The sequence below is a fragment of the Arthrobacter sp. JB02-1C genome (genome assembly GCF_057748045.1).
Map to the genome: position 1 here is coordinate 1,084,569 of NZ_CM173235.1, position 24,565 is coordinate 1,109,133.

At 64.5% G+C, this 24,565-nt stretch carries 19 protein-coding genes; 6 read left to right on the plus strand and 13 right to left on the minus strand.

Annotated elements, in window-relative coordinates:
• Positions 1 to 53 precede the first annotated feature (53 nt).
• The 5 genes from AC3ANP_RS05080 to AC3ANP_RS05100 all read right to left on the minus strand — a co-directional run bounded on the left by AC3ANP_RS05080 (position 54) and on the right by AC3ANP_RS05100 (position 5,997).
• Positions 54 to 1,493 (minus strand): phytoene desaturase family protein, encoded by a 1,440-nt coding sequence (locus AC3ANP_RS05080; RefSeq protein ID WP_488332253.1) that lies wholly within the window; start codon positions 1,491 to 1,493, stop codon positions 54 to 56.
• A 5-nt stretch (positions 1,494 to 1,498) separates the two neighbouring features.
• A complete protein-coding gene (locus AC3ANP_RS05085) occupies positions 1,499 to 2,968 on the minus strand; it encodes a glycosyltransferase family 87 protein (protein ID WP_488332254.1) in 1,470 nt (489 codons plus the stop codon).
• A gap of 173 nt (positions 2,969 to 3,141) precedes the next feature.
• Positions 3,142 to 3,282, minus strand: a complete 141-nt coding sequence (locus tag AC3ANP_RS05090) for a hypothetical protein (protein ID WP_488332255.1) — start codon at positions 3,280 to 3,282, stop codon at positions 3,142 to 3,144.
• Between the two features lie 639 nt (positions 3,283 to 3,921).
• The gene (locus tag AC3ANP_RS05095) at positions 3,922 to 4,506 is read right to left on the minus strand and encodes a histidine phosphatase family protein (protein WP_488332256.1); all 585 of its coding nucleotides are present in this window, start codon (positions 4,504 to 4,506) and stop codon (positions 3,922 to 3,924) included.
• On the minus strand, positions 4,507 to 5,997 hold the full coding sequence (locus tag AC3ANP_RS05100; RefSeq protein WP_488332257.1) for a CCA tRNA nucleotidyltransferase: 1,491 nt from the start codon (positions 5,995 to 5,997) through the stop codon (positions 4,507 to 4,509). It lies immediately after the preceding gene.
• A gap of 219 nt (positions 5,998 to 6,216) precedes the next feature.
• Between AC3ANP_RS05100 and AC3ANP_RS05105 the strand changes: the two genes are divergently transcribed.
• The 5 genes from AC3ANP_RS05105 (at position 6,217) to trxA (ending at position 11,993) form a co-directional block, all read left to right on the plus strand.
• Positions 6,217 to 6,717, plus strand: coding sequence for an NUDIX hydrolase (locus AC3ANP_RS05105; protein ID WP_488332258.1), 501 nt, complete (start codon positions 6,217 to 6,219; stop codon positions 6,715 to 6,717).
• A 54-nt stretch (positions 6,718 to 6,771) separates the two neighbouring features.
• Positions 6,772 to 8,781 (plus strand): murein biosynthesis integral membrane protein MurJ, encoded by a 2,010-nt coding sequence (gene murJ / locus AC3ANP_RS05110; protein WP_488332259.1) that lies wholly within the window; start codon positions 6,772 to 6,774, stop codon positions 8,779 to 8,781.
• A gap of 172 nt (positions 8,782 to 8,953) precedes the next feature.
• A complete protein-coding gene (locus AC3ANP_RS05115; RefSeq protein ID WP_488332260.1) occupies positions 8,954 to 10,498 on the plus strand; it encodes an ABC transporter substrate-binding protein in 1,545 nt (514 codons plus the stop codon).
• Positions 10,499 to 10,674: 176 nt separating this feature from the next.
• The gene (gene trxB / locus AC3ANP_RS05120; protein WP_488332261.1) at positions 10,675 to 11,631 is read left to right on the plus strand and encodes a thioredoxin-disulfide reductase; all 957 of its coding nucleotides are present in this window, start codon (positions 10,675 to 10,677) and stop codon (positions 11,629 to 11,631) included.
• Between the two features lie 35 nt (positions 11,632 to 11,666).
• Positions 11,667 to 11,993, plus strand: coding sequence for a thioredoxin (gene trxA / locus AC3ANP_RS05125; protein ID WP_488332262.1), 327 nt, complete (start codon positions 11,667 to 11,669; stop codon positions 11,991 to 11,993).
• A 4,831-nt stretch (positions 11,994 to 16,824) separates the two neighbouring features.
• Here the strand turns inward: trxA and AC3ANP_RS05130 are convergent.
• From AC3ANP_RS05130 to rpmH, 8 genes are all read right to left on the minus strand, one after another.
• Complete coding sequence (locus AC3ANP_RS05130; protein ID WP_488332263.1) at positions 16,825 to 18,141, minus strand: ParB/RepB/Spo0J family partition protein; 1,317 nt, start codon at positions 18,139 to 18,141, stop codon at positions 16,825 to 16,827.
• Positions 18,142 to 18,211: 70 nt separating this feature from the next.
• Complete coding sequence (locus tag AC3ANP_RS05135) at positions 18,212 to 19,279, minus strand: ParA family protein (RefSeq protein ID WP_488332264.1); 1,068 nt, start codon at positions 19,277 to 19,279, stop codon at positions 18,212 to 18,214.
• 85 nt (positions 19,280 to 19,364) lie between these two features.
• Positions 19,365 to 20,015: a 16S rRNA (guanine(527)-N(7))-methyltransferase RsmG gene (gene rsmG / locus AC3ANP_RS05140; RefSeq protein WP_488332265.1), complete on the minus strand. Its 651-nt coding sequence runs from the start codon at positions 20,013 to 20,015 to the stop codon at positions 19,365 to 19,367.
• 15 nt (positions 20,016 to 20,030) lie between these two features.
• Positions 20,031 to 20,639 carry a Jag family protein gene (locus AC3ANP_RS05145; protein WP_488332266.1) on the minus strand — a complete coding sequence of 203 codons (609 nt, stop codon included), beginning with the start codon at positions 20,637 to 20,639 and terminating at the stop codon, positions 20,031 to 20,033.
• Positions 20,639 to 21,610 carry a membrane protein insertase YidC gene (gene yidC, locus AC3ANP_RS05150; protein ID WP_488332267.1) on the minus strand — a complete coding sequence of 324 codons (972 nt, stop codon included), beginning with the start codon at positions 21,608 to 21,610 and terminating at the stop codon, positions 20,639 to 20,641. The genes AC3ANP_RS05145 and yidC overlap by 1 nt, the downstream gene beginning before the upstream one ends.
• 16 nt (positions 21,611 to 21,626) lie before the next feature.
• Positions 21,627 to 22,031 carry a membrane protein insertion efficiency factor YidD gene (yidD, locus tag AC3ANP_RS05155; RefSeq protein WP_488332268.1) on the minus strand — a complete coding sequence of 135 codons (405 nt, stop codon included), beginning with the start codon at positions 22,029 to 22,031 and terminating at the stop codon, positions 21,627 to 21,629.
• The gene (gene rnpA, locus AC3ANP_RS05160) at positions 22,024 to 22,434 is read right to left on the minus strand and encodes a ribonuclease P protein component (RefSeq protein ID WP_488332269.1); all 411 of its coding nucleotides are present in this window, start codon (positions 22,432 to 22,434) and stop codon (positions 22,024 to 22,026) included. Before rnpA ends, yidD begins: the two co-directional genes overlap by 8 nt.
• Before the next feature lie 40 nt (positions 22,435 to 22,474).
• Positions 22,475 to 22,612 (minus strand): 50S ribosomal protein L34, encoded by a 138-nt coding sequence (rpmH, locus tag AC3ANP_RS05165; protein WP_003800212.1) that lies wholly within the window; start codon positions 22,610 to 22,612, stop codon positions 22,475 to 22,477.
• A 463-nt stretch (positions 22,613 to 23,075) separates the two neighbouring features.
• On the opposite strand from rpmH, the gene dnaA reads away from it, so the two are divergent.
• Complete coding sequence (gene dnaA, locus AC3ANP_RS05170; RefSeq protein WP_488332270.1) at positions 23,076 to 24,497, plus strand: chromosomal replication initiator protein DnaA; 1,422 nt, start codon at positions 23,076 to 23,078, stop codon at positions 24,495 to 24,497.
• Positions 24,498 to 24,565 lie beyond the last annotated feature (68 nt).

Genomic DNA, 24,565 nt, shown 5'->3' on the forward strand with positions numbered 1-24,565 from the left:
GGCTGCCAGCGCGGCAAAAAAATCTGCCGCCGCGCTGCCGCCCGGGCGGGAGGCTATGGGGCCAGCGCCGGCAACGGCAGGCCGAATATGTCTCGAAGGGCATGTTTGGCCGCGAGGAAACCCGGCATCCCCGTGACCCCCGGTCCCGGCGGCGTCGAGGACGAACACAGGTACACGCCGGGAAGCGGAGTGCGCCATGGCACCGGGGAAAGCACCGGCCGCCTCAGCAGGCCGCGCAGGTCCATCGCCCCGGCGCTGAAATCGCCGCCCACGTAGTTCTCGTTATAGTCGGCGAGCTGTTGGGCCGTGGTCACCCTGTAGCCCACGACCACGTCCCGGAAGCCGGGGGCAAAGCGCTCCAGCTGCGAGATGACGGCACCGGACATGTCCACCGTTGAACCTGCCGGGACGTGGCAGTAGGTCCACAGGATGTGCCGGCCGGACGGGGCGCGTTCCGGGTCGAAGCGGGAAGGCTGCGAGACCAGGACGTACGGGTGGGTGGGGTGCCGGCCCGAGGCGACCAGGCGCTCTGATTCGGCGACCTCGGCCCGGCTGCCGCCGGCGTGCACCGTGCCGGCGTCCTTCAGTTCCGGGGCAGCCCACGGCACCGGTGCAGAGAGGATGAAGTCGACCTTGCAGGCGCCGTTGCCGAAGCGGAACGACTCGAGGGCGTGTCGGTACCGGGCAGGAAGGCGGCCCTCGGTGATCCGCAGCAGCGCCGGCGGAGCGACGTCCAGCAGGGTGGCCCGGACCGGCGGAAGTTCCCGCAACGACCCGATCCGGGTACCGGTTTCCACCACCCCGCCGTGCGCCTCGAGGTCAGCAGTCATGGCGGCGGCGATTGCCGCCGAGCCACCGACGGGAATGGGCCAGCCGCCCGCGTGGCCCAGGGCGCTCAAGAGCAGGCCGGCCGCCGCGGCGGGCAGCGTCGGAAGGGGGGCGACGGCGTGCGCCGCGACTCCGGTGAGAAGGGCGGGGGCCAGTTCCTCCCGGAACCTGGTGTTCCACGCGACAGTGCCCTGTTCCAGCGTCCGCAGCCCGAATGCGGCAGCCGCCAGCGGATGCCGCGGCACCCGCAGCAACTGGTGCAGCGCCACATCGGCAACACCGTCGAGGTGGTCCAGCAGGGGCGTCATGAGCCGGCGGTAGGCTGCCCCGTCGCGCCCCAGGGCGGCGGCGGTCTGCTCCAGCGAGCGGTAGCCCAGCGCTGCACGGCCGCCGTCGAGGGGTGCGCCGTGCGAGAGTTCCGGCACCTCAAGCCGGATGCGTCGCGAAAGCCCGAAAGCGCGGAAGAAGGGTGAGGCCAGCGCCATCGGGTGCACGGCGGAGCATACGTCGTGGAAATGGCCGGGCTCGATCAGTTCCGCCGTTCGCAGTCCGCCGCCCACAGAATCCGCTGCCTCGTAGACGTGGACCGCCAGCCCGGAACGGGCCAGCGTCACCGCCGCGGCCAATCCATTCGGCCCGGAACCAACCACGGCGACATCAGGCATCGGAATCAGCTGTCTCCGGGAGCCGCACGCCGCGGCAGCACGGACGCGGCGGGACGGCGCATATCAAGCCGAAGCCAATCCGGGGCGCCGTCGAACGGGCCGCCGTGCGGATCGTCCACCCCGTGCCGGCGGACGACGTCGTAGGCCGGGTCGTAGATGTCCCACACCACGCGCATCATCAGATATGCGGTGGCCAGCATGTGCGCCACCACCGCGAGGACGTAGTACAGCATGTCAATATTGTGCTGGGTGGGGCCACCGCTGGTCACCTGGCCAAGATACATCCAGATTGCGGCCCAGTGCAGTCCTTCGATGGCCTGCCAGACCAGGAAGTCCCGCCAGCGTGGCCGCGCCAGGGCCAGGAGCGGAACCAGCCAGATCACGAACTGCGGCGAGTAAACCTTGTTGGTGAGGATGAAGGCCGCCACGATCAGGAACACCAGCTGGGCCAGCCGCGGCCGGCGCGGCGCGGCGAGTGCCACCACCGCAATCAGTACGCAGGCCGCCAGGAACACGTTCAGGGCCAGGGCGTTAATGTCCTCCGCGTCCAGGGCGGTCCAGCCCAGCCGGCCTGCCACCAGGTTGTAGGCGAACCACGGCGAGCTGTAGCCCGCCGGCCGCGACTCGGTGAACTGGTAAAAATACTTCCAGCCGGCCGGGTCCCCCGCGGCAGCCGGCAGGTTCACGGCCAGCCAGGTCAGCGCTGCGGCGACAGCGGTGACCAGGAAGGCGCGGAACTTTCCGCTGCGGAGGGCCAGCAGCAGGACGGCGCCGAGAATCAGCACAGGGTAGAGCTTCGTGGCGGTGCCAAGGCCGATGAAGAGGCCAGCGAGGAGCAACTTGTTCCGGGAAAAGAAGTACATGCCCAGCGCCAGCAACCCGACGGCCCACATGTCCCAGTTAATGAAGCCGGCGAGCACGATGCCCGGAGCAAGTGCCACCATGGCGCCGTCCCAGGCACGGCGCCGCGCAGTCCGGGCCGTGGCCAGCACGGTGATGATCCAGACCGCTGCGATGAGCGTGGCGTTGACGTCGAAGTAGGCGAGCACCCGGGAGCTGCTGATGCCCTCGCCCGGCACCAGCAGGGCGGTCGCTCCGGCAATGAATCCCATCAGCACGGGGTACTCGAAGTAGCTGCCTTCAGTAACGAAGGGGAAAGCGCCGTCGCCGAGGCCCCGGTTCTTGAACAGTTCCGGGAAGTCCGAATAGCAGGTCGCATAGAACTGGGAGGGCGATTCCCACCCGTTGACGCGGCAGTAGCCTTTCACCACTATCCCCAGCAGCGCGGCGACGACGGTGAGCAGGATGAGCACGCGTTCGACGGTGAAGAGGCCGGGGGAGACGATCCCCGGGGCAGTCCGGCGGCCCAGCGGGCCGCCGATCAGTTCGGTGAAATTGCGCAGCAGCTGGTCACTGCGGCTGGGGACTACCAGTCGCGTGCGGTTGCGGCGGTTCGGCCGCATCGTCTGCTGCATGCCTTGAGCTTACCGGCGCCCGGGCCGCCCGCCGGTACCCCGGGATCCATGGTGCATGCCGTTAAAAGGGGGGAGCCCACGCGCTGCCGCGTGGGCTCCCGGGGGAGTTGTTCCGTCGGGTGTCATCAGTTCCTCCTGGTGGGTCGGCGGTCGAGGCAGCCAAAGCGCGCCGCTCAGCGGATGAGGCCCATCTGATGCATCGTCAGGAAGATGTCTTCGCGTCGTTGCGCAAGCAGTTGGGCATTGAACTGGGTCTTCTCCCTGCGGGTTGGCCTGGGGTTGAAGACCAGGGCGTTCTGAAGCCGTCGGATCATGGTGGTCACCTCCTTTGAGGGTGGTTTTCGCGTGTAAAACTAGTCCCGGGGCCGCACGGCGGCGGCTGGGAATGTCAGCGGGCAATTGGGCAGGGCTAATAAAGGCAATTGGGCACGGAAAATAAGCCCAATAGACCCGGGGATAAAATGCGAATCGGGCATGGAAAAGGTGTAAGGCAATTAGCCTGGGTGCAGAAGGATGTCCCCGGATGACGCGGTGCAGCCCATCAGGAAGCGTGGTTCCGAATTAGGGGCTCGCACACGCCGGCGCGCAGCCGCATGCTCCGCGGAGTTTTTGACATTGCCGGGCAGGCTGTCCCTGGCGGGAAGGCCTGCCACTGGTCCGCTCCGGCGTTAGGCCGGTGGGAAGAAAATCAGCAGGCGGTCAGCCCGCCCTGAGGGCGCGCGGCAATGGCAGAGGCCGGGGCGGCGGCGGTGTTGTTGTACATCCATCCGCTAGTCAAAGTATTCATTTTCCCAACCTCCTTTTCATTTCTGCCGCGGCTTCGGCTGACTGGCCGGGCGACGGGCGCCTCGACCCCGGCGAGTCGCTCTGGGGTCAGGAATAAAAATACACCAAACATGTGGGCGGTGGCTAGTAAATGTTAAGAATTCACGGAAAAAATTATGCGGCGGAAATTAGAGGCCCCAGCGGACCACTGCCGGAGTCTTTTTATCCCAGCCGAGGGTGCAGACTTTCGCCGTCCCCAGTACGAAATGCCGGCCCTCGCTGGCGTCCAGCCCGAGCCAGCGGGCGGTGAGGATGCGGGAGAAATGCCCATGGGCCACGATCAGGACGTTGTCCAGTCCGGATTCGAGGACTCTGGCGACGATCTTGTCTGCCCGGGCGGCAACGTCGTCGAGGGCTTCGCCGTTGGGCACGCCGTGCGTCCAGATGAGGTAGTCGGGGTTGTCCTTGCGGATCAGGTCCGAGCTGATGCCTTCGTAGTCGCCGTAATCCCATTCCACCGCGAGTGGTTCCAGCCGGGCATCCGGGAATCCTGCCAGCTCGGCCGTCCGGCGCGCACGGCGCAGCGGTGAGGTCAGCACGAGGTCGAAGTCGACGGCGTCGAGCACCTTGCGCGCCTCCACTGCCTGCTGTTCGCCTTCCACCGTCAGGGGCAGGTCGGTGAGGCCGGTGTATTGCCCGCTCTTGGACCATTCGGTTTCGCCGTGCCGCAGGATCCAAAGCTGGGGGCGGGGGCGGTTCGAAGCTGGGATCACTTAGGGCTCCTCTGTTGGGGACGGGTCGGCTGCTGGGGACTGGTCGACGGCGGCAGCTTCCGGCTGCGCCTTCCACCATTCGTACAGCCTGGCTTCGGCGAGTGCCGGTGCCAGCGGACCATGTTCCATGCGTTCTTCCAGCAGGAACTTGTAGGCCCGGCCCACCACCGGGCCCGGCCGCAGACCAAGCAGGGCCATGATCTGGCCGCCGTCGAGGTCAGGGCGGACGGCGTCGAGCGATTCCTGCTCGCGGAGCGCTGCAATACGGGCCTCGAGGTCGTCGTAGGCGAAGGCGAGCCGCTCCGCTTTGCGCTGGTTGCGGGTGGTGACGTCCGACCGGGTCAGCCGGTGCAGGCGTTCCAGCAGCGGACCGGCGTCGGTTACGTACCGGCGGACCGCCGAATCGCTCCATCCGGCCTCGCCATAGCCATAGAAGCGCATGTGCAGTTCCACCAGTCTGGCCACGGCCTTGATGGTGTCGTTGTCAAAGCGCAATGCCTTCATCCGCTTTGCGGTCAGCTTGGAGCCCACCATGTCGTGGTGCCGGAAGCTGACGGCCCCGCCGGCCTCGAAGCGGCGGGTGGCAGGCTTGCCGACGTCGTGCATGAGGGCAGCGAAACGCAGCACGAAGTCCGGGCCGGGTACGGGGCCTCCGGGACCGGACTCCAGCGCCGTCGCCTGTTCCAGGACCTGCAGTGAGTGCTGGTAGACATCCTTGTGCCGGTGGTGTTCGTCCGACTCGAGCCGCAGCGCCGAAACCTCGGGCAGCACGAAGTCGGCCAGTCCGGTCTCCACCAGCAGGTCCACGCCGGTCCGGGGCTGCGCGGCACAGATGAGCTTGACCAGTTCATCCCGCACCCGTTCGGCGGAGATGATCTTGATGCGCTCCGCCATGCTGGTCATGGCCCGATGGACGTCGGGATGCACGCTCACGCCCAGCTGGGCCGCAAAGCGGGCGGCCCGCATCATCCGCAGCGGATCATCGGAGAAGGAGTCTTCGGGTGCGCCGGGCGTGGCCAGTGTTGAGGAATGCAGGTCCCGCACGCCGCCGAACGGATCCACCAGTTCCAGGGAGGGCAACCGCAGCGCCATGGCATTGATGGTGAAGTCGCGCCGCAGCAGGTCGTCGGTGAGCGACGAGCCGAACGCAACCACCGGCTTGCGGGACTCGGGATCGTAGGCTTCGGCGCGGTACGTGGTGATCTCAATCTGAAAGCCGGCCTTGCGCATCCCGATCGTGCCGAAGGCGCGCCCGATCTCCCAGAAGGTGTCCGCCCATTTCTTGATCAGCGCCACCGTCTGATCCGGCGACGCATCGGTGGTGAAGTCAAGGTCCAGCGACGGCCGCCCCAGGAAAAGGTCCCGCACCGGTCCGCCGACCAGCGAAAGCTCATGACCGGCGTCGACAAAGCGCTGCCCAAGCTCAAGAACCACCGGGTCAACCTTGAAATCGACGGTGTGGGTTTCAGTCTGCTGATGTGGGTGCGCCATAGTCTCTTAAGCTTGTCAGAAATCCCGGCCAGCACCACACCGCTCATGGTTCGGGATCCGCTGGCTCCCGCGGCGGCGAAGGCTGTCGGCAGCGGCGCCGTTTTTCGGCCGGCCACTTTCCCGTCATGTTTAGGTCATCAAGTCCGGGCAAGTGTCGTTAGAGTGGACTTTATGGCCCATCCCGTACCGAGTGCTCCCGGCAGGAGGACGAACGCACCGTTGCCATCGGCAATCGGTGCCAATGTCGCGCCGGCGCAGCACCCGGCGCCGGCATCGCTGCCCACCGTGGAAGAAATCTCCGCCGGCGGCGTCGTGGTGGATACCTCCGATGCCGAGTTGCGGGTCGCCATCATTGCCCGCCTCAACCGCGGCGGCCGGCTGGAGTGGTGCCTGCCCAAGGGCCATCCGGAGGGCAAGGAAAGCAATGAAGAAGCAGCAGTCCGTGAAATCGCGGAGGAAACCGGGATCGAAGGCAAAATCCTGGCGCCGCTGGGCAGCATTGACTACTGGTTTACCGTCAGCGGGCACCGGGTCCACAAGACCGTGCACCACTACCTGTTGCAGGCGACCGGCGGCGAACTGACCATCGAGAACGATCCGGACCAGGAGGCGGTGGACGTCGCCTGGGTGCCGATCCACGAACTGGCCCGCAAGCTTTCCTTCCCGAATGAACGCCGGATCGCCGACCTGGCCCGGGAAGTCCTGCCCGAACACCGCTGAGAGGCACACCCGAGGATGCGAGCAACTACCGGTCCGGGTGAGACGATAAAGACAATGTCTGCAGCCACACCTTCCCCAGAAAAGCCCGCCCCGCCCGGGGCCGCTGCCGCCCCGGCGACTGCCTCCGGGGAGGCCCGTTCCAGCGCCGTGATGGCCGCCGGAACGCTGGTCTCGCGTTTCCTGGGCTTTGGGAAGACCTGGATGCTGGCCGCCACCCTGGGCCTTGGCTCCACCGTTACCGACACGTTCATCAACGCCAACAACCTGCCAAACCTGATCTTCCTGCTGGTGGCCGGCGGCGTCTTCAACGCCGTCCTGGTGCCGCAGATCATCAAGGCCAGCAAGGCTCCGGACCGCGGCGCGGACTACATCAGCCGGCTCCTGACGCTCGCCGTGGTGGTGCTGCTATCGCTGACCGTAGTAGTCACCCTGGCTGCCCCCTGGGTGATCGAGCTGACCACGCAGGGGTATTCGCCGCAGCAGAAGTCGCTGGCCGTGTCCTTTGCCTTCTGGTGCCTGCCGCAGATCTTCTTCTACGGCCTGTACGCCTTGCTGACCCAGATCCTGAACGCCAACGGCGCCTTCGGACCCGCCATGTGGGCGCCGATCCTAAACAACATCGTGGCGATCGCCGGCCTCGGCATGTTCGTCATCATCCTGGGCGTCAATGACCCCGGCAACCCGCACACGCTCGATAACTGGAGCTCCTTCCAGACCTTCCTGGTCGCAGGCTTCTCGACCATCGGCGTCGTGGCGCAGACCGCTATCCTGCTGGTGCCGGTCTTCCGGCTGCGGCTGGGCCTGCGGCCACGGTTCGGCTGGCGCGGCGTGGGCCTGGGACAGGCCGCGCGGTTGAGCGTGTGGACGCTGGCCACGGCAGCCGTCGGCCAACTGGCATTCCTGTACGTGATGCGCATCGCCACCATCCCGGGCGCCGAACGCCTCAGGCTCGAAGCTGCGGGCGATGACGCCGCGGCGTCCACCCTGCCCGGCAACGCCGTCCTTGAAGTGGCCAGCCAGCTCTACCTGCTGCCGCACTCGATCATTGCCCTTTCGCTGGCCACCGTCCTCTTCAACCGGATGACCCGGGCGTCCCAGGACGGGAACCGGGCGGAATTGCGGCGGGCGCTCTCGCACGGGCTGCGGACCATGGCCGTGGCCACGGTTTTCGGGGCCTTGGCGCTGTTCGCGCTGGCCGGACCGCTGGGCATGTTCTTTTCCGGCGGACACCGGCAGGACGGTGCCATGCTGGCCCAGACGCTGACCATCCTGGCCCTCAGCACGCCGTTCATGAGTGCGAATTTCATGATGTCCCGGGTGTTCTACGCCAACGAGGACGCCCGTACCCCGTTCTACATCCAGCTGGTGCTGGCCCTCGTCAACGTGGTGGCGGCGTTCCTGATCCAGTTCCTGCCCTTTGACCAGATCATCTTCGCCATCGCACTGCTATACACCGGCGGCAACATCCTTTCCGTGATGGTGAGTGCCTTCTTCCTCCGCCGGCTGCTTGGACATCTTGACGGCCCGCGGGTGGCCAGCTCCTATATCCGTATGGGCTACGCTGCCCTGGGCTCGGCGGTGGCCGGTGCCGGTGGCCTCTGGCTGATGGGCAGCTACCAGGCCGACGGCTTCGCCTGGAGCAGCCGGCCGGCCGCACTGGTGACGATAGCCGTCGTCGGGCCGGTCATGCTTGCCGTTTACCTGGTCCTGCTGAAGGCGCTGCGGGTCACGGAACTCCGCGACCTGGCCCAGCCGCTGCTGGGCCGGCTGCGGCGGACGGCGGCCGCCGAACCGGACCGCGCCACCACCTCGCTGGATACCGGCATCATTCCCAGGATTTCCGGGGAGTTCGACGCCGCCTCATTCCGCGCCGGGCCGGAGCTGCGCCGCGAGGACGGTGCGGGGTGGGGGACCGGCGGCGGTTACCTCCCCGAGGAGGAGGTGCCCAACACCGCGCAAGGCAGCCAGGGCCGGGCCGAAATTCCGCTGCCGGGCCGCCGCACCTATCAGGGCGAAGCCGGGCACAACCCGTACTTCCCGTTCGGGCGGCGGAAGAAAAAATAATTCCGGCTGGTCCGCCGGTTGCCGGATCACCCGGCGTGGACAGCGCATCAGTTAGGATCGAAGACTAACGAGGGCAGTTGCAGACCTGAGGTCAACCGGCTTTACCGGGGGCCCCGCAATGACCGTTGAAGTCGTTGATGCCAGCAGCTCCCGGACAGTCTAGGAGGAACCCGTGTCCCACCCGATCGATGTCGGATCAGTACTTGGCGGCCGTTACAAGGTCACCGCCACGGTGCTGACCTCGCATGACCAGGATCTGGTGCTGGACGGAGTGGACCAGGTACTCAACCGTCCGGTGAGCATCCTCGTTGCCGGCCCGGGGAATACCGACCAGGTGGCGCAAAGTGCGCGCGAGGTAGCGACCGGAGAGCGTCCCGGCCACGTCCAGATTCTCGACCTGGGGGTCAGCGACGCTGCAACCTACCTCGTCACCAACCACACCTCAGCCGCGGACCTGCTCGACCTGGCGGTCAGCTCCAACCCGCCGTACGTGGAACCGTTTTTCACCGACACGCTGGGCAGCGAACTCTTCGGTCAGCCGCGCTCGACCGAACCCGAGACCTACGACGGCCTCTACGCCGACGAGGAAGTCGACGCCGGGTACATCACCTACAGCGACCACGAGCGGCAGTCGGGGCAACGCCCCGCGTCACCGCCGGTCCCGCCGCAGCACGTGCCGGCGCCGCCGGCCGCAGCTCCGTCGACCCCCGAGCGTGGAGCTGCTGGCCGTGGAGCAGCCGGAGCCACCGCGGCCGGTACCGCGGGGGCTGCTGCCGCCGCAGTGGGTTCCGCCGCTTCCCGGCCGCCCAAGACCGCGCCGCAGCAGGCAGCTCCCCAGTCTGCGGCAGCTCCGTCCCCGCAGGCGGCTAAGAGTGACGGGCAGCCGAAGGTGTCCCTCTGGAAGAACGACGACTATGACGACGCCGTACCCGATGAACGGACGGCGACGCTCGCGGCAGCAGGCAGCGCCAACCGCGCCCCCGGCAGCTTCCCGGCCTCCGCGAAACAAAGCGTGCCGGAAGAGAGCTACGACGAATACGACGGCGAGGAAGAAGCCGACGACGAGCCGCAGCGCGAACCCCGCTCCGCCCGGTGGCTCGTCGGCGCCCTGCTTGCTGCCGTCCTGGTAATCGGCCTGATCTTTGCCGTTACGAACCTCGGCGGCCTCTTCAAGCCCAGTACGCCGGAGGCAGTGAAGACCTCACAGCAGCCTAAGAGCGCGCCAGCGCCCTCGGCTACGCCGTCCGCCAGCCCGAGCGTCCCTGCAGTTCCGCCCGCCATCGAATCGGTCACCCGCCAGGGCAACTTTGACTTTGCCGCCACCTACGACGGCGATCTGGTCAAGACATTCGACGGCAACGCCGCCAGCTACTGGTCTGACATGGAGTTTGCCACCGATACCTGGGGCGGCTTCGCCAATGAAGGCGTCCCGCTGGTCGTGAAGTTGAAGGCTCCGGCCCAGATTTCATCGGTGGCCCTGAGCCAGCTTGGCGGCTCGGGCGGCAGTATCAGCGTGTTCACCAATGACCGTCCCTCCCTGGACGGCGCTAAGCCGGTGGGTAACAACAGCTTTACCTCACCCGAACTCACCATGCCGCTCCAGGAGCCGGTCACGGCGCAGTATGTGATCGTGACTATCAAGACGCTGCCCAAACTCGCGGCCCCCAAGACACGCTACGGATATGGGCTCAGGCTGGCCGAGATCAAGGTCCAGTAAGGTCCGGGAGGCCGCCTCAACGGCCTCCCGGGGTCGGCAACCGTCTGCGGCGGACCGAAGACGCGGTCCGGCGGTGGGTGTTCTCTGCGCTGGAATATTCAGCATCAAGTATCAGTTGTGCCATGTGTCCGGGCAACCGGGCTGCGTATTCGACAAAGGAAGAGGTTCACCGTTCAGTGAGCACCGCAGAAAACACCACGTCAGAACTGCGTGATGTCATTATCGTCGGCTCCGGTCCCGCGGGCTACACCGCTGCTGTGTACACGGCCCGCGCCAACCTGAAGCCTTTGCTTTTGGCCGGATCCGTGACCGCCGGCGGTGAACTGATGAACACCACCGACGTCGAGAATTTCCCCGGCTTCCCCGACGGGATCATGGGCCCGGACCTGATGGAGAATTTCGAGAAGCAGGCCGCGCGCTTTGGCACCGACATCCAGTTTGAGGACGTCACCGAACTGGACCTCGAAGGGGACATCAAGACCGTCACCATCGCCACCGGTGAAACGTTCCGGGCACGGGCCGTCATTCTGTCCACCGGATCGGCCTACCGCGAGCTCGGTCTGCCGAACGAGAAGCGGCTGTCCGGTCACGGCGTGAGCTGGTGTGCAACCTGCGACGGTTTCTTCTTCAAGGACCAGGATATCGCCGTTATCGGCGGCGGCGATTCGGCCATGGAGGAGGCCTTGTTCCTCACCAAGTTCGCCAGGTCCGTGACCGTCGTGCACCGGCGGGACACCCTGCGGGCCTCGAAAATCATGGCGGACCGCGCCCTGGCAAACGAGAAGATCAACTTCGTCTGGAACAGCGGCGTGGAGGACGTTCTTGGCGGCGACAAGGTCACCGGACTGAGGTTGAAGAACCTCCTGGACGGTACCGAAACCGAACTCGCCGTTACCGGCGTCTTCGTGGCGATCGGCAACGATCCCCGAACCGACCTCGTCAAGGGCAAGCTGGACCTTACCCCTGAGGGGACTATCGCGGTTGAAGGCCGCACCTCCAAGACCAGCGTCGCCGGCGTCTTCGCCGCCGGAGACGTCATCGACCCGACGTACCGCCAGGCGATCACCGCCTCGGGTTCGGGTTGCGTGGCTGCCCTCGACGTCGAACACTACCTGGCCGGCCTCCCCGCCTGATCAGGGCGGGACACACCTTAGAGAGAGAAAAGGTTATGAGCAACGCAAAAGATGTAACGGATGCCAGTTTCAGCACCGACGTACTGGGCGCTGACAAGCCTGTCATTGTGGACTTCTGGGCCGAATGGTGCGGTCCGTGCCGCAAGCTCGGTCCGATCCTGGACGAGATCTCGGTCGAGTACGGTGAAAAGGTTAACGTCGTCAAGGTCAACGTTGACGACAACCCGGGGATTGCCGCCGAATACGGTATTACCTCGATTCCTGCCGTCTACCTTTTCCAGGGTGGCGAAGTAAAGAATACCGTCATTGGCGCACGGCCCAAGCAGTTCTTCGAAAAGGAATTCGCAGACGTCCTGTCCTAGCCAGGAGAAGTTTTCCGGCTGGCGCTAGCCTGCGCTCCGGCATGACGGCGGCCCTCCGCGAGGGCCGCCGTTTTGTTGTCTCTGCAGGCTGTCGCTGCAGCTCCGTGGGGGAGTACACGGTCGCAAAGTAGTGAGCGGAGATCCAGCGGAGATCCGCCATACGGTCCGTGTTCTCATAAACAAGCCAATTGGATTGATTGATGAGGCGCCTTTTCGTGGTCGGCTCTGGAGGGTCCTCGTTGCCGGTAGAGCGCCTGCATGGGCAGAGCATGGGCCGATGTGCTGCCCGTCATGCGTCAACAATCAGTCCGAACCACCCAGCCAGCCTTGTTGGGAAGTCCGGCAGTTCAAGAGTCCTGCGTGGGCGTTCGGCGTGAGCGTTCGGCCTGCGTGCTGCTGCTTCGCATGCTGAAATGGCTGGGGCCGAAGGCACTGAAGCTGTGACAAGCACATGGTTCCGGCTTCCTTCCGAATTGTCGGCCGGCTGGGAATCGCAAGACGTGGGCAGCGGCCGGGCTGAAGACCGCCTGAAGGAGACGCGCGGTGCATTAGGGAGCATACGTATTGGCGCTCCCATAGTTCCGTACATCCTGCTGCACACGGCCAAGGGTTTTGTTTCACGTGAAACGCTCCGGCGGCGGCAAGACGCCACGCAAGCCTCGATGCTACCTCCGGCGAACCGCAGTTGCCGCTTTGGGCGGTCGGACGGCCGCTTTCCTGAATCCAGGCGCCAAGCCCAAATCCGCAGGTCGCTTGTTTCACGTGAAACAAGCGGGCACAAAGGAGTGCCTTTACGGGCAGGGGCGAAGCAACCAGCTGGAGCGGGGGGAGTTGCATGGGTGGTCCGTCCCGAGCGACGTAGTCAAGCCTTCGCGGCTCGCCTCACGCCCCCGGGTACATTCCTGGGCAGCGCGTGCTCCACGCCCGCAATACGGTAGCTAACGCCAACGCCTCAGAGCTCCTTGTTTCACGTGAAACATGACGGCAGCGGGGTATCCGCGCTAACCACACACGGCCCATCCAGGGGTCCGCCACCCGCAGTACCAGCGGATCGGGGTCGGCGGTCGGCGTGCACTGACAAGCGACGGAAACGCGATCCACACCATCCCATGACATCAGAACCACAAGCGAAGGTGCATTTTGAGCACTCGGGTGGTAGCAGCAAGCCAACTAAGCGATAGCAGCATAGTGAATGCCACGTTGACACGGACAGCACACAGGACCGCGGCGAGACGGCCCGTGGTCCCGCCTGCGCGCCTGCCGCAGGCCCGCCTGCCCGCCTGCCCGCCTGCCCGCCTGCCCATCTGCCCGGAAAAGCTACCGTCTGTGTACTCTCAGTCGTTGTACTGAAGCGTCGCCGGCCACCAGGTCGTTTCACGTGAAACCATCAGTGCCCTCGGCCGGGACGATGCAGCGCCTGCAGCACTGCCAGGTTGCCCATTGCACACCAGACCTATCGCGCCATCAGCTCAACCGAATCCGTCCGCTTTCGCGCGACTCGATGGGCAAACGAGCAGCAAAAACGGCACCCATCCAACCAAAATGTCGAACAAGGGTGCTCGAAGGGATGCACCGCTGTCGGGACCGAGCCCTACACTTCCTGCGGCTCGGCCTGAACGCACCACAGCCTTCCAGCTTCCCGGCCCCACGGCTCCACGGCTCCACGGCTCCACGGCTCCACGGCTCCACGGCTGAGGATAGATGCATGGAGCTCCGCAGGCGCACCACGCACAGGCTGGCCTTCACGGGGCGTCGGTGTCGCCATGGCACACGCCACGAGGTGCGCCATGGCAACGGCGGGCAGGCGCACACGGGTGAAGCCATCGCGTCGTGTCCAGACAGAAGCCGATCGTCCGCATCGGCGCCGAGGAGCAACCGGAGACCGCCGACAGTCCGGTAGCTTCCCTGGGTACGGGACGTGACCGGTGGGCGCTGCCCACACTGTGGCTGAACCTTGCGCCCGTCAGGCCTTCACCCGCGCCGGACACGAAGCCAATCCGGCCTACGTGACTACGCCTTTCATAGCCGGTGCCAACCCTCTCCGCCCGATCGGGCTGCCGATTGCTGGGGCTGTTCAGCCCTCCGTAAGCGGCGGCCTGGGCCGACGGGCAGGCCCCGTGCGGTTTACGCGAATCGTCGAGCGTACCTGTCGAAACTTCGATCGTTGGCAACATCCGGCACTGCCAAGAGATCGGCTGCCCGCCCTGATCGCGGACGGAACTCGGGACGTGATTGAACCGCGGCGCCTCGCCGTCATCTGCCTGACCGCTTGGGGAGGACTGCCGGCGCCGTCTTGTTCAGATTCCGGCGAGCGGTTACCCACAGCGTTATCCACAGGCCCGCTCGAAGTTGTGCACAGCTTAATCCACAGTGCCGCACAGAGCGATTTATTGTGCCGGCAGTTAGATGCACCGGTGCGACGTCGCGTGAACCAGCGCGGCGGACGGAAGTTGACCATCGCGGGACGAGGTCAGTCGAGGCTGCTTTGCCTGCTCGGCTTGGTTAAATTAACCGGAAATTGTAGATTTTCCACGCCTGCGCTGTATGCCGCGCCCTGTACTGGGGCGCACCTCCGCTTGTTTCACGTGAAACGCGTGTGAAGAACCTGATGCTCACGGCGCCGACAAATGCATAGATTCGGGTCCCGCTGTCCCTCCTTCGTGGAAACGGTGGATGAATGAGCAGCACGGGACTAAGTAATCCCCAAAGTTATCCACAGGTATATCCACCGACGATTTCAGGCGTGCGACACCCGCGAGTGCCAGCTACAAAGTCCTTGGAATCGGCTTGTCGGGGCAACGCGATGGGTGCCGTGATGGATGCAAGGCGGGGAGTAGTACCCAGGCCGATTGCCGCAAACCTCCGAACCAGGGTCTTCCGTTTCGCCGGAGCATTCCGACACGAGCCCCACATGCAGCACGAATGGCAGACTCGGACCAGCCGCGGGGGCAGTCATCCCACTCGCGCCACCATGACGAATCCGGCTATATCTCGGCGCGCCAACGCACCTTAGGGCCAGGGGTCTGCAGCTGCAGCAACCAGCATGCCCACCATGAAACGCTCCGATGCCAAAAGCAGGAAGCTCAGTGACCCGGGACCATGGCTGGGCTGCAGCGCCGGGTCGGCTGGGCACCGAGTGAACAGGAGCCCGCACGGGGGCCCTTGCCGGCGCGCGGCTCGAGACCCGGCATGACTCCAGGGGAGTCTTCCTGCTGGCTTCGCCGGCAGGAACGACCAGGGGCAGACGTGCATCCTGACCCCACACAGCGGTACTGCCGGCTGCGGGGGAGACTCGGGCTGGGCAGTAGCCGGGGCAGAGGGCAGTGCAGTCGCAGTCGTCGCAGTCGGAGTAGCAGTAGCAGTAGCGGTGGCCGTGGCCCTGGCCCTGGCCCTGGCTAGAACACATCGTGTCGTCCGTGTGGTGTCATCTGTGCCCCGCATCGCTGCGTGGGACAAGGCTGACGCCTAGACACGAAGCCCGGGCGGGGAACAGCTTCTTCCTTCTGCGTCGCCGCTGTCTGGCCCCTACTGCTTCGCGCGGCGGGCAGCTCAGGGGCGCATGCGTTCTGAGCGGGCCTCGGGGACCGCTTCGGCCAGTGTGGCTGGCTGCGTTCCAGTCGCGGAGAGGAGGCACGAGCCACTGCAGCTACACGGAAGAACCGTTGGTACCCGGTATAAATGTGGGCAATAGAGACCGGGGGAGCACTGGATCTCCCTGCAGCGCACGGTGACTCCAGTCCGGCCCCTCGTCGTTTGTGGTGGGAAAACGCCTGAAAACAGCTGCAGGCGTTTTCATAGCGGCCACCTGATTCCTCCGGTGATTGCCGGGACGCAGCCACCCGAGCAACCCGCACGGCGATGCTCAAGGGGTAGGGGCGTTTCGTTTCACGTGAAACCGCACTGCGCAGGCCCGCAGCCCGTTCGCCAGCCAAACGTAGCAGACGCTTCGGAGACGTCCCATTCGTCGGCGCAGTCACCCAGGACCGAAGGAGGGAAGCGCTTGAGCGCTAGGGCGGGTACAGCACGGGCGTTTCACGTGAAACTGCTCTGGTTCGATCAGTGCGGCCGAGGCCCGGGGGTAATAGAACCGCGCCCGGCGTGCTCCACAGGGCCTGCACTCCGCAGGCCGCTGCACTCGGCCGCATCCGCGCTCCTAGGGTGAGCCGACCCTCTACGGCCGCCTGCATCACGTCTGAACGAATTCTTGGTGTCTTGCGCACCGCGTTAGTGCGGCGCGCCGACGTGTGCTCGGGTACCGTTTGTCCGACGCATACCCATCGGCATTCCACATCGAAAACCCGGGTGTGCAGCGTAAACGACTGGCCGCGCGGTTTCACGTGAAACATTCCTGGCATCGCAACGCTGGCATGCGCGTGAGCGGGTTGAACCCAACTACGAGAAGGCTTCGGCGCGGTGGACCTTCGGCGGGCCACGGACATGGTCCGCTGATCGAATGGTCGGACCTCTTTTGATGGGGGGAGGTCATACTCGGTGGGATGATGCGGCAAAATGGGCCAACGCTGCCGGACACGTGCCGCATTCTCGTAAACCCTGGGATGGGCTCATAGTCAGCTGGTCCTGCCGGCCTCGCCGTACGGGCAGCAGCCAAAACGTACCAGCGGGGTTGCCCGGCGGCGTTTGATGGCCCCACGGGCCGCTTCCGCCGGTCCCAACGCCAGTAGGCACCAGGGTGGGCAACCAAGCTCGCGCCGACCGCAGGTCCAGCGGCTGCATTGGCTGGCGCCGCTCACACGGCCGGGGGGAGCTGAAGGAACAGGAATGGGCCCGTTTCACGTGAAACGGGCCCATTCCTATAAGGGGAAATCGGCAGTTAGCTGGGGCTTCCCGGCGTTAGAACCTCCATGATGCGGTTGAGGTCCTCGACGCTGGCGAATTCAATGCTGACCCGCCCCTTGCGGGCACCGAGAGAAATCTTAACGTTGGTGTCCAACCTGTCCGAGAGGGACGATGCCAGGTAATCAAGCCGCTCGTGCCGCGCTCCGGGGCGAGGAATATTGTTCTTTGTCGGTGAGGCGGGGCTCTGATACAGCGTCACGGCTTCCTCGGTCGCCCTGACCGACATTCCTTCGGCGACGATCTTCTGCGCCATTCGTTCCATGGCGGCAGCGTCCGGCAACGCGAGCAGCGCACGCGCATGCCCTGCGGAAATCACGCCAGCCCCTACCCGGCGTTGTACCAGCGGCGGCAGCTTCAACAGCCGCAACGTGTTGGACACCTGGGGCCGCGACCGGCCGATCCGGTCGGCGAGTTGCTCGTGGGTGGTTCCGAAGTCCTCGAGGAGCTGCTGGTACGCGGCCGCCTCTTCAAGCGGATTGAGCTGGCTTCGGTGGAGGTTCTCCAACAGGGCATCGCGGAGCAGGTCATCATCGGTGGTGTCGCGGACAATCGCGGGGATGGTCTCGAGCCCGGCCGCCTGCACCGCTCGCCAGCGGCGTTCACCCATGACGAGCTCGTAGGGTTCGCCACCTTCTTCGGTTGAAGTCCGCACCACAATTGGCTGCAGGACTCCGATTTCCCGAACGGAGTGAACAAGCTCCGCCATGTCGTCCTCATCGAAGACTGACCGGGGCTGCTTGCGGTTTGGATGAATGTCCGTGACCGCGATTTCAGCAAAGCGGACACCAGGAACCTCTACCAGGTCGATTCCATTGTCCACGGCAATATTATCCGCAGCAGTATCGTTTACCCCCGGCTTGCGCTCGGGCGTGGAGCCGATCTCCGCTGCGTCGCGGGAACCGTTCCCTGACGTGGGAGTTTTTCGCGCAGGGCTCCTCTTGGCAGCTGGGCGCGCAGATTCAGCCGGAGCATCATCCGTGCCAGGTCCGGACTCCGCCACAGCATTTGTTGCCGCCGAGGCGGAAGTCCCGGTAGCTGACTCAGGGCTGGAAGACGCTGTCTTCTCTGCCTGTGGCGCCGCCTTCTCTGCCTGCGGCTGCTGAGCCTGAAGTTCGTCCGATACAAGCGACTCTTCCGTCAGCGCCGCATCCGGGGTCCGTTTCCTGGCTTCGGGAAAGAAGAGATCGACGGGCCGGGACGGGGCAGCACCATTACCGGACCCACTGGCCGAGGCGGAACTTGGAATGAGTGCGCCAAGTCCACGGCCGAGGCCGCGTCGCTTATCGCTCATAGATAAATCCCTCCATCGGAAGATCCCGGGGTGCTCCGGCTCTGGCTAGTGCAAATTTGTTGAGAAGATTCTAACGTTCAGCAATTTCCGCTGCGGCTTCCAGGTAGGAAAGGGCGCCGCTAGAGGAAGGGTCATACGTCATCACCGTCTGCTGGTAGCTCGGCGCCTCGGAGATGCGCACCGATCGCGGGACCACGGCGCCCAGCACCTGCTCGGGGAAGTGTTCCCGTACCTCGGCAGCAACCTGCGCCGCGAGGTTGGTCCGGCCGTCGTACATAGTCAAAAGAATCGTGGAGACCACCAGGTCAGCGTTCAGGTGCTTCTGGATCATCTCGATGTTTTTCAGCAGCTGACTCAACCCCTCCAGCGCATAATATTCACACTGAATCGGGATCAGGACCTCACTGGCCGCGCAAAAGGCATTCACCGTGAGGAGGCCCAGGCTGGGCGGGCAGTCGATAAAAATGTAGTCGAGCCGCTCTTCGCCGTTTTTCGCCCGTTCCTTGGCGTAGACGTCAATCGCCCGCCGCAGCCGCTGCTCACGCGCCACCAGGCTGACAAGTTCGATTTCTGCGCCGGCCAAGTGGATGGTGGCCGGAGCACAGATCAGTTTGTCGATATCCGGACATGCTGCCACCACGTCCTGCAGCGGAATATCGTTGATGAGGACGTCGTAGATACTGTCAACCTCGGCGTGATGCTCGATTCCCAGCGCCGTGGACGCGTTCCCTTGAGGATCGATGTCGATGACGAGGACATTCAGGCCGGCAGACGCCAGGGCGGCAGCGATGTTCACCGTTGTGGTTGTTTTTCCCACCCCGCCCTTTTGATTTGAGACGGTGAAGATGCGGGTCTTTTCCGGCTTCGGCAGTTCCCGTCCCAGCAACCGCTCGCGGCGCTTGTTTTCGTGGGCCAGTTCGCGGGCGATAGGACTCGAATCATCGATGGAATCCAACACGTTGCTGATCGAAGCGGTCGTGGTTTCACGTGAAACGCTAGCGGTAACGGTTGATCCAGCAACCGCCGCCGTTTTTTTCGCCGACATGTCGTGAGCGATAGCGGGTGCTGAAAACGCCCGCGCCGACCCCAGGGACACAAACGGGGGAATCCGTTGTGTGGAGGCTTCGCTACTGCTCACTGGACACTCTCACTCTCATTCGGCTTCTGCTGCCGGTTACTAGCCTAACCTCTACCCCTCGATCTCTGAGGGCACCGGGCTGGTGCTAGGCGATCTTTCGCGGCTTGTTCACAACGATACGGACCACGGTAGTTGGTTCGTCGAGGAGGTCCTCACCGACCACCACGACAGAAGTTGCCACGCCTCCAAGTTTGCGGATCACCTTGGCGGCCTTTTCGACTTCTTCTCCGGCGCTTCGACCCTTGATGGCAACGACTTCCCCCTGCCCGCCGAGGAGCGGAATGGTCAGGCCGGCCAGATTGGAGAGTGCGGAAACCGCGCGGGCCGTGACCACGTCGGCGTTGACTTGGCCGACGGCGAGTTCCGCGCGCGTGCGCAGCACGGCAACGTTGTTCAGCCCCAGATCATCCACAACCTCCTGCAACCAGATCACCCTGCGTTCCAGCGGCTCGATCAGGGTCAGTTCCAGGTCAGGACGCGCTATAGCCAGGCAAAGTCCGGGAAGCCCGGCCCCGCTGCCGACGTCGGCAACATGGCTATCGCTGGCGATTTCGCGCTCGATAATGGCGCAGTTCAGGACGTGCCTGCTCCACAGCCGGGGGACTTCGCGTGGCCCGATCAGGCCGCGCTCCGTGCCGGACGTGGCAAGGTGTTCGACATAGCGTTTAGCCAGGTCCAGTCGGTCACCAAAGATTGCTTCGGCGGCCGCAAGCTCGGCCGCAGTCATTTCCACCATTCAGCTGTCCGCGGTTCAGTCGGCGGAGACGACGATGTGCCGTTCGGCACCTTCGCCTTCGGACTCGCTGACGAACCCGAGGTCAGCGACGGCGTCGTGGACGATCTTACGTTCGTAGGCGCTCATGGGTGCCAATGCGACGGGACCGCCGGAGGCTTTGACCGTCGCGATGGCGTCCTCGGCAATTCGGTGCAAGTCGCCGGCGCGGTCGGCACGGTAACCATTGATGTCCAGCACCAGGCGGGAGCGGCTTTCCGTGGCGGAGAGCACCGCCAGCCGGGTCAATTCCTGGAGCGCCTCGAGGACTTCCCCGTCGCGGCCGACCAGGCTTTCCAGCCCGGCACCCTCATCTTCGGCAACGATGGAAATGTAGGTGCGTCCGCTGCGGACCTCGATGTCGATGTCGCCGTCGATGTCGGCGATGTCGAGGAGCTCCTCAAGGTAGTCGGCCGCCACATCGCCTTCCTCCTCCAACCGGCTCGCGGCGGCACCCTTGCCGGCGTCCGGAGCGGAATCAGCAGCGTCGTCGCGACCGGATCCGGTCCCCTCGGAAAGAACGTCGTCCTTGACGTCCTCCTCGACGGTATCGGCGGAAATAGCGTGTTCGGTGCTCTCGGCAGACATTACTTCCTCTTCCTGTTCTTGCGCTGGGGCTGGACCCGCTGGTTCTTCGTAGCCACCGCTGCTGCGGCGGCGGCGGCGTCAGCCTCGGCGTCGGCCTTCTTGGCGCCCGACAAGGGCAGGGCAGGCAGGCCGCGGGCGGCACGGCGTTCGGCAAGGGCCTTGGCAGCGGGCGAGCCCGGCGTCGGCATCCGGCGGATAACAAAGAACTGCTGCGCCATGGTCCACAGGTTGGTGGTGGTCCAGTAGATCAGGACGCCGATGGGGAAGTTGATGCCACCAACGCCGAAGACGAGCGGCAGTACGTAAAGCATCATTTTCTGCTGGCGCATGAAGGGGCTGGCCATGGCCTCTTCGGACATGTTCTTCGCCATGATTTGCTTCTGGGTGATGAATTGCGAGGCCGTCATGGCCAGGATCATCACGATGCTGAGGACGACCACTGCGGGATTGGTGGCACCGCCGTGCAGCAGCGCCGCCGAAAGCGGGGCACCGAAGATGCTGGAGGCGTCGAACTCGACCACCTGTTCGTGGCTCATGGCCCCGATGCCGGCGCCCTGGTCCTTGGCGGCAGAGATGCCGGAGAGCACCTGGAACAGCGCGAAGAAGAACGGCATCTGGATCAGCATCGGCAAGCAGGCAGAGAACGGGTTGGTGCCGTGCTTCTTGTACATGGCCATCTGTTCCTGGGCCATGGCCTGGCGGGACAGCTGGTCGGTCTTTCCCTTGTACTTTGCCTGGAGCTTCTTCAGGTCCGGCTGCAACAGCTGCATGCCGCGCTGCGCCTTGATCTGCTTGACGAAGACGGGGATCAGGGCTGCGCGGATCACGAGCACGAGTCCGATGATGGACAGCGTCCAGGTCCAGCCGCTCGCGGCGGGCATCCCGATCGAGCTCAGGCCGTCGTGGAATCCAACCATGATGATGGACACCAGCCACTTGAACGGGGCCATTATTGTTCCAAGAAAGTCCATACGATATCCCTATTCGTTAGGCCGCAAAACGGCCTTCTCCATCAGACTGAGCAGCCAGGTACTTGTCCGGGTTATTCAGCACAACAATCGTGGGGGTGCGGCCTTCGGGCCACTCCCGGTGACCGGCGGGGACGTGGTCCACACCGCCGGAATTCCATGGGTGGCAGCGGGCCAGGCGACGGACCGCGAGCCAGCTTCCCTTCACGGCGCCGTGCACCGTGATGGCTTCCAGCGCGTACGCGGAACAGCTGGGGAAGAAGCGACATACCTGCCCGTACAGCGGGGAGATAACCTTGCGGTACGCGACCAGCAAGAGGATGAGGAGATTGCGCGGCAGCTCCCAGACGGCCCGGCCGCTCCACGCTGCTGCGGCTTTCACGCGTACACGGACGGGGACGACGGCGGCAGTCGAGTTATGCACGCGGGGTCCCTTCCTGTGTCGTTTCGTTAAAAACTCTAGAAGCGGCCTGGGGGAGGCGGCTGCCCAATCGTTTCAGCGTGGTGTCTAATGCGGCGTCATAGTCCGCCAACAGATCGGCCCAACCGGCAGCAGCCGAGGCGGGCAATGCCCGGACCACGATCGCGAACCCGTTGGGATATCTCTGCAGCGACAAGGCACCGGCTTCTCTTAGTCTCCTCTTAACGAGGTTCCTGACAACAGCGTTCCCAACGCTCTTGGAAACGATGAAACCGATCCGGCTTGGTTCACCGGCAGCGAGAGCTGCCGTATATAACACTAAGTTCCGGCGTCCATTGCGGACGCCGGAACGTACAGTTGTTGAAAAATCGGTAGGGGTCCTCAGACGGTTCCGGGTGGCTAGCACCGTTCTACTCGCACAGGGATGGTGACCGACGAGTCAGTTATTAGGCCGACAGCTCGGTGCGGCCCTTGCCACGGCGGGCTGCCAGGATGGCGCGGCCGGCACGGGTACGCATACGAAGGCGGAAGCCGTGCTTCTTGGCTCGACGGCGGTTATTCGGCTGAAAAGTCCGCTTGCTCACGTTAGTTACTCCAGTGGATCAAAGGGGCGCCCACCCGAACAGTAAGGGGAAGAACTGGCCGACGCTAAGTTTTGTATGTGCCGCTTCCCTCGACTCGCACAACGCAGGCGTCGGGAGAGTTTCAATGAGGCGAAAAGCGTACACAAAGGACTTCACAACGTTAGGGGAGAAGCGGCCCCAGAGTCAAACCGGGAGCCATCCCCAGGCCTTTCCCCAGCTGTGGCTAACTCCGCCTCCCGCCTGTGGATGAAGTACGTCACGGACCCCCAAATCGAACTACAACAGTGTGATTATCCACAGGCCAGATGCCAGCTATCTTCTGGTCATTTCATCACCTAGAGTGTCCCAGTAGCCGATTATCCACGGACTGTGCACAACCCTGTGGATGAAGCCGGGACCAGGACCCTGGTTCGGGCGGAGGGCTGGAGGCAACGCAGGCAAGCAAGGTTTGAGGAACTAATTGATGACGGTAGACGAAGCCAACCACGCGAATACCGTCGGAAGTTCCTGGCGGCGGGTTGTCAGCCTGCTGGAGAAGGACCACCGGGTCTCACCCCGGCAGCGTGGTTTTGTCATCCTGGCCCAGGCGCAGGGCCTGATCGGTTCGACCCTGCTGGTGGCCGTCCCCAACGAGCTCACCCGTGAGGTCCTCCAGACCCAGGTCAAGGAAGCCCTCGACGATGCCCTGCGGGACGTCTTTTCCGACGAAATCCGCTGCGCAATCGACGTCGACACCGATTTGGTGCCCCTGCACGTGGAATCCGAATCCACCGCCGAGCTGTCCCTGGTTGCCGACTCCATGGTGGAGCTCAAGCCGCAGCCGATGCTGCCGAGCACCTCCCACGAATTCGGTCGACTCAACCCGAAGTACGTCTTTGACACCTTCGTCATCGGGTCTTCCAACCGCTTCGCCCACGCCGCGGCAGTCGCCGTCGCCGAAGCACCCGCCAAGGCCTACAACCCCCTCTTCATCTACGGTGATTCCGGCCTCGGCAAGACCCACCTGCTGCACGCCATCGGGCACTACGCCCGCCGGCTCTACAGCGGCATCCGCGTCCGCTACGTGAACTCGGAAGAGTTCACCAACGACTTCATCAACTCGATCCGCGACGACGAGGGCACCAGCTTCAAAACCACCTACCGCAATGTCGATGTCCTGCTGATCGACGACATCCAGTTTCTGGCCGGCAAGGACCGGACGCTGGAAGAGTTCTTCCACACTTTCAACGCCCTGCACAACAACAACAAGCAGGTCGTCATCACCTCCGACCAGCCGCCGAAGTTGCTTGCCGGATTCGAAGACCGCATGAAGTCACGCTTCGAGTGGGGTCTCCTGACCGATATCCAGCCGCCGGAACTGGAGACCCGCATCGCGATCTTGCGCAAAAAAGCGCTCAGTGAGGGCCTCTCCGCCCCGGACGACGCCTTGGAATACATCGCATCGAAGATCTCCAGCAACATCCGGGAACTCGAGGGTGCCCTGATCCGGGTAACGGCGTTCGCCAGCCTGAACCGGCAGCCCGTGGACGTCGCCCTGGCCGAAATGGTGCTCAAGGACCTGATCACGGACGACGGCGCCCAGGAGATCACCTCGGCCCAGATCCTCACGCAGACGGCAGACTACTTCAAACTCAGCATGGAAGAGCTCTGCAGCAAGTCCCGTACCCGCACCCTGGTTACCGCCCGCCAGATCGCCATGTACCTGTGCCGTGAACTGACCGACATGTCGTTGCCCAAGATCGGGCAGGAGCTCGGCGGCCGCGACCACACCACCGTGATCCACGCCGACCGGAAGATCCGCGAGCTGATGGCAGAGCGGCGCGTGATCTACAACCAGGTCACCGAACTGACCAACCGGATCAAGCAGCAGCAGCGCAATTCCTGAGCTGATTCCTGTCCTGACCGGCCGCGCTCTCCTACCTTATTAACAGGCGCCTGTGGACAACCCTGTGG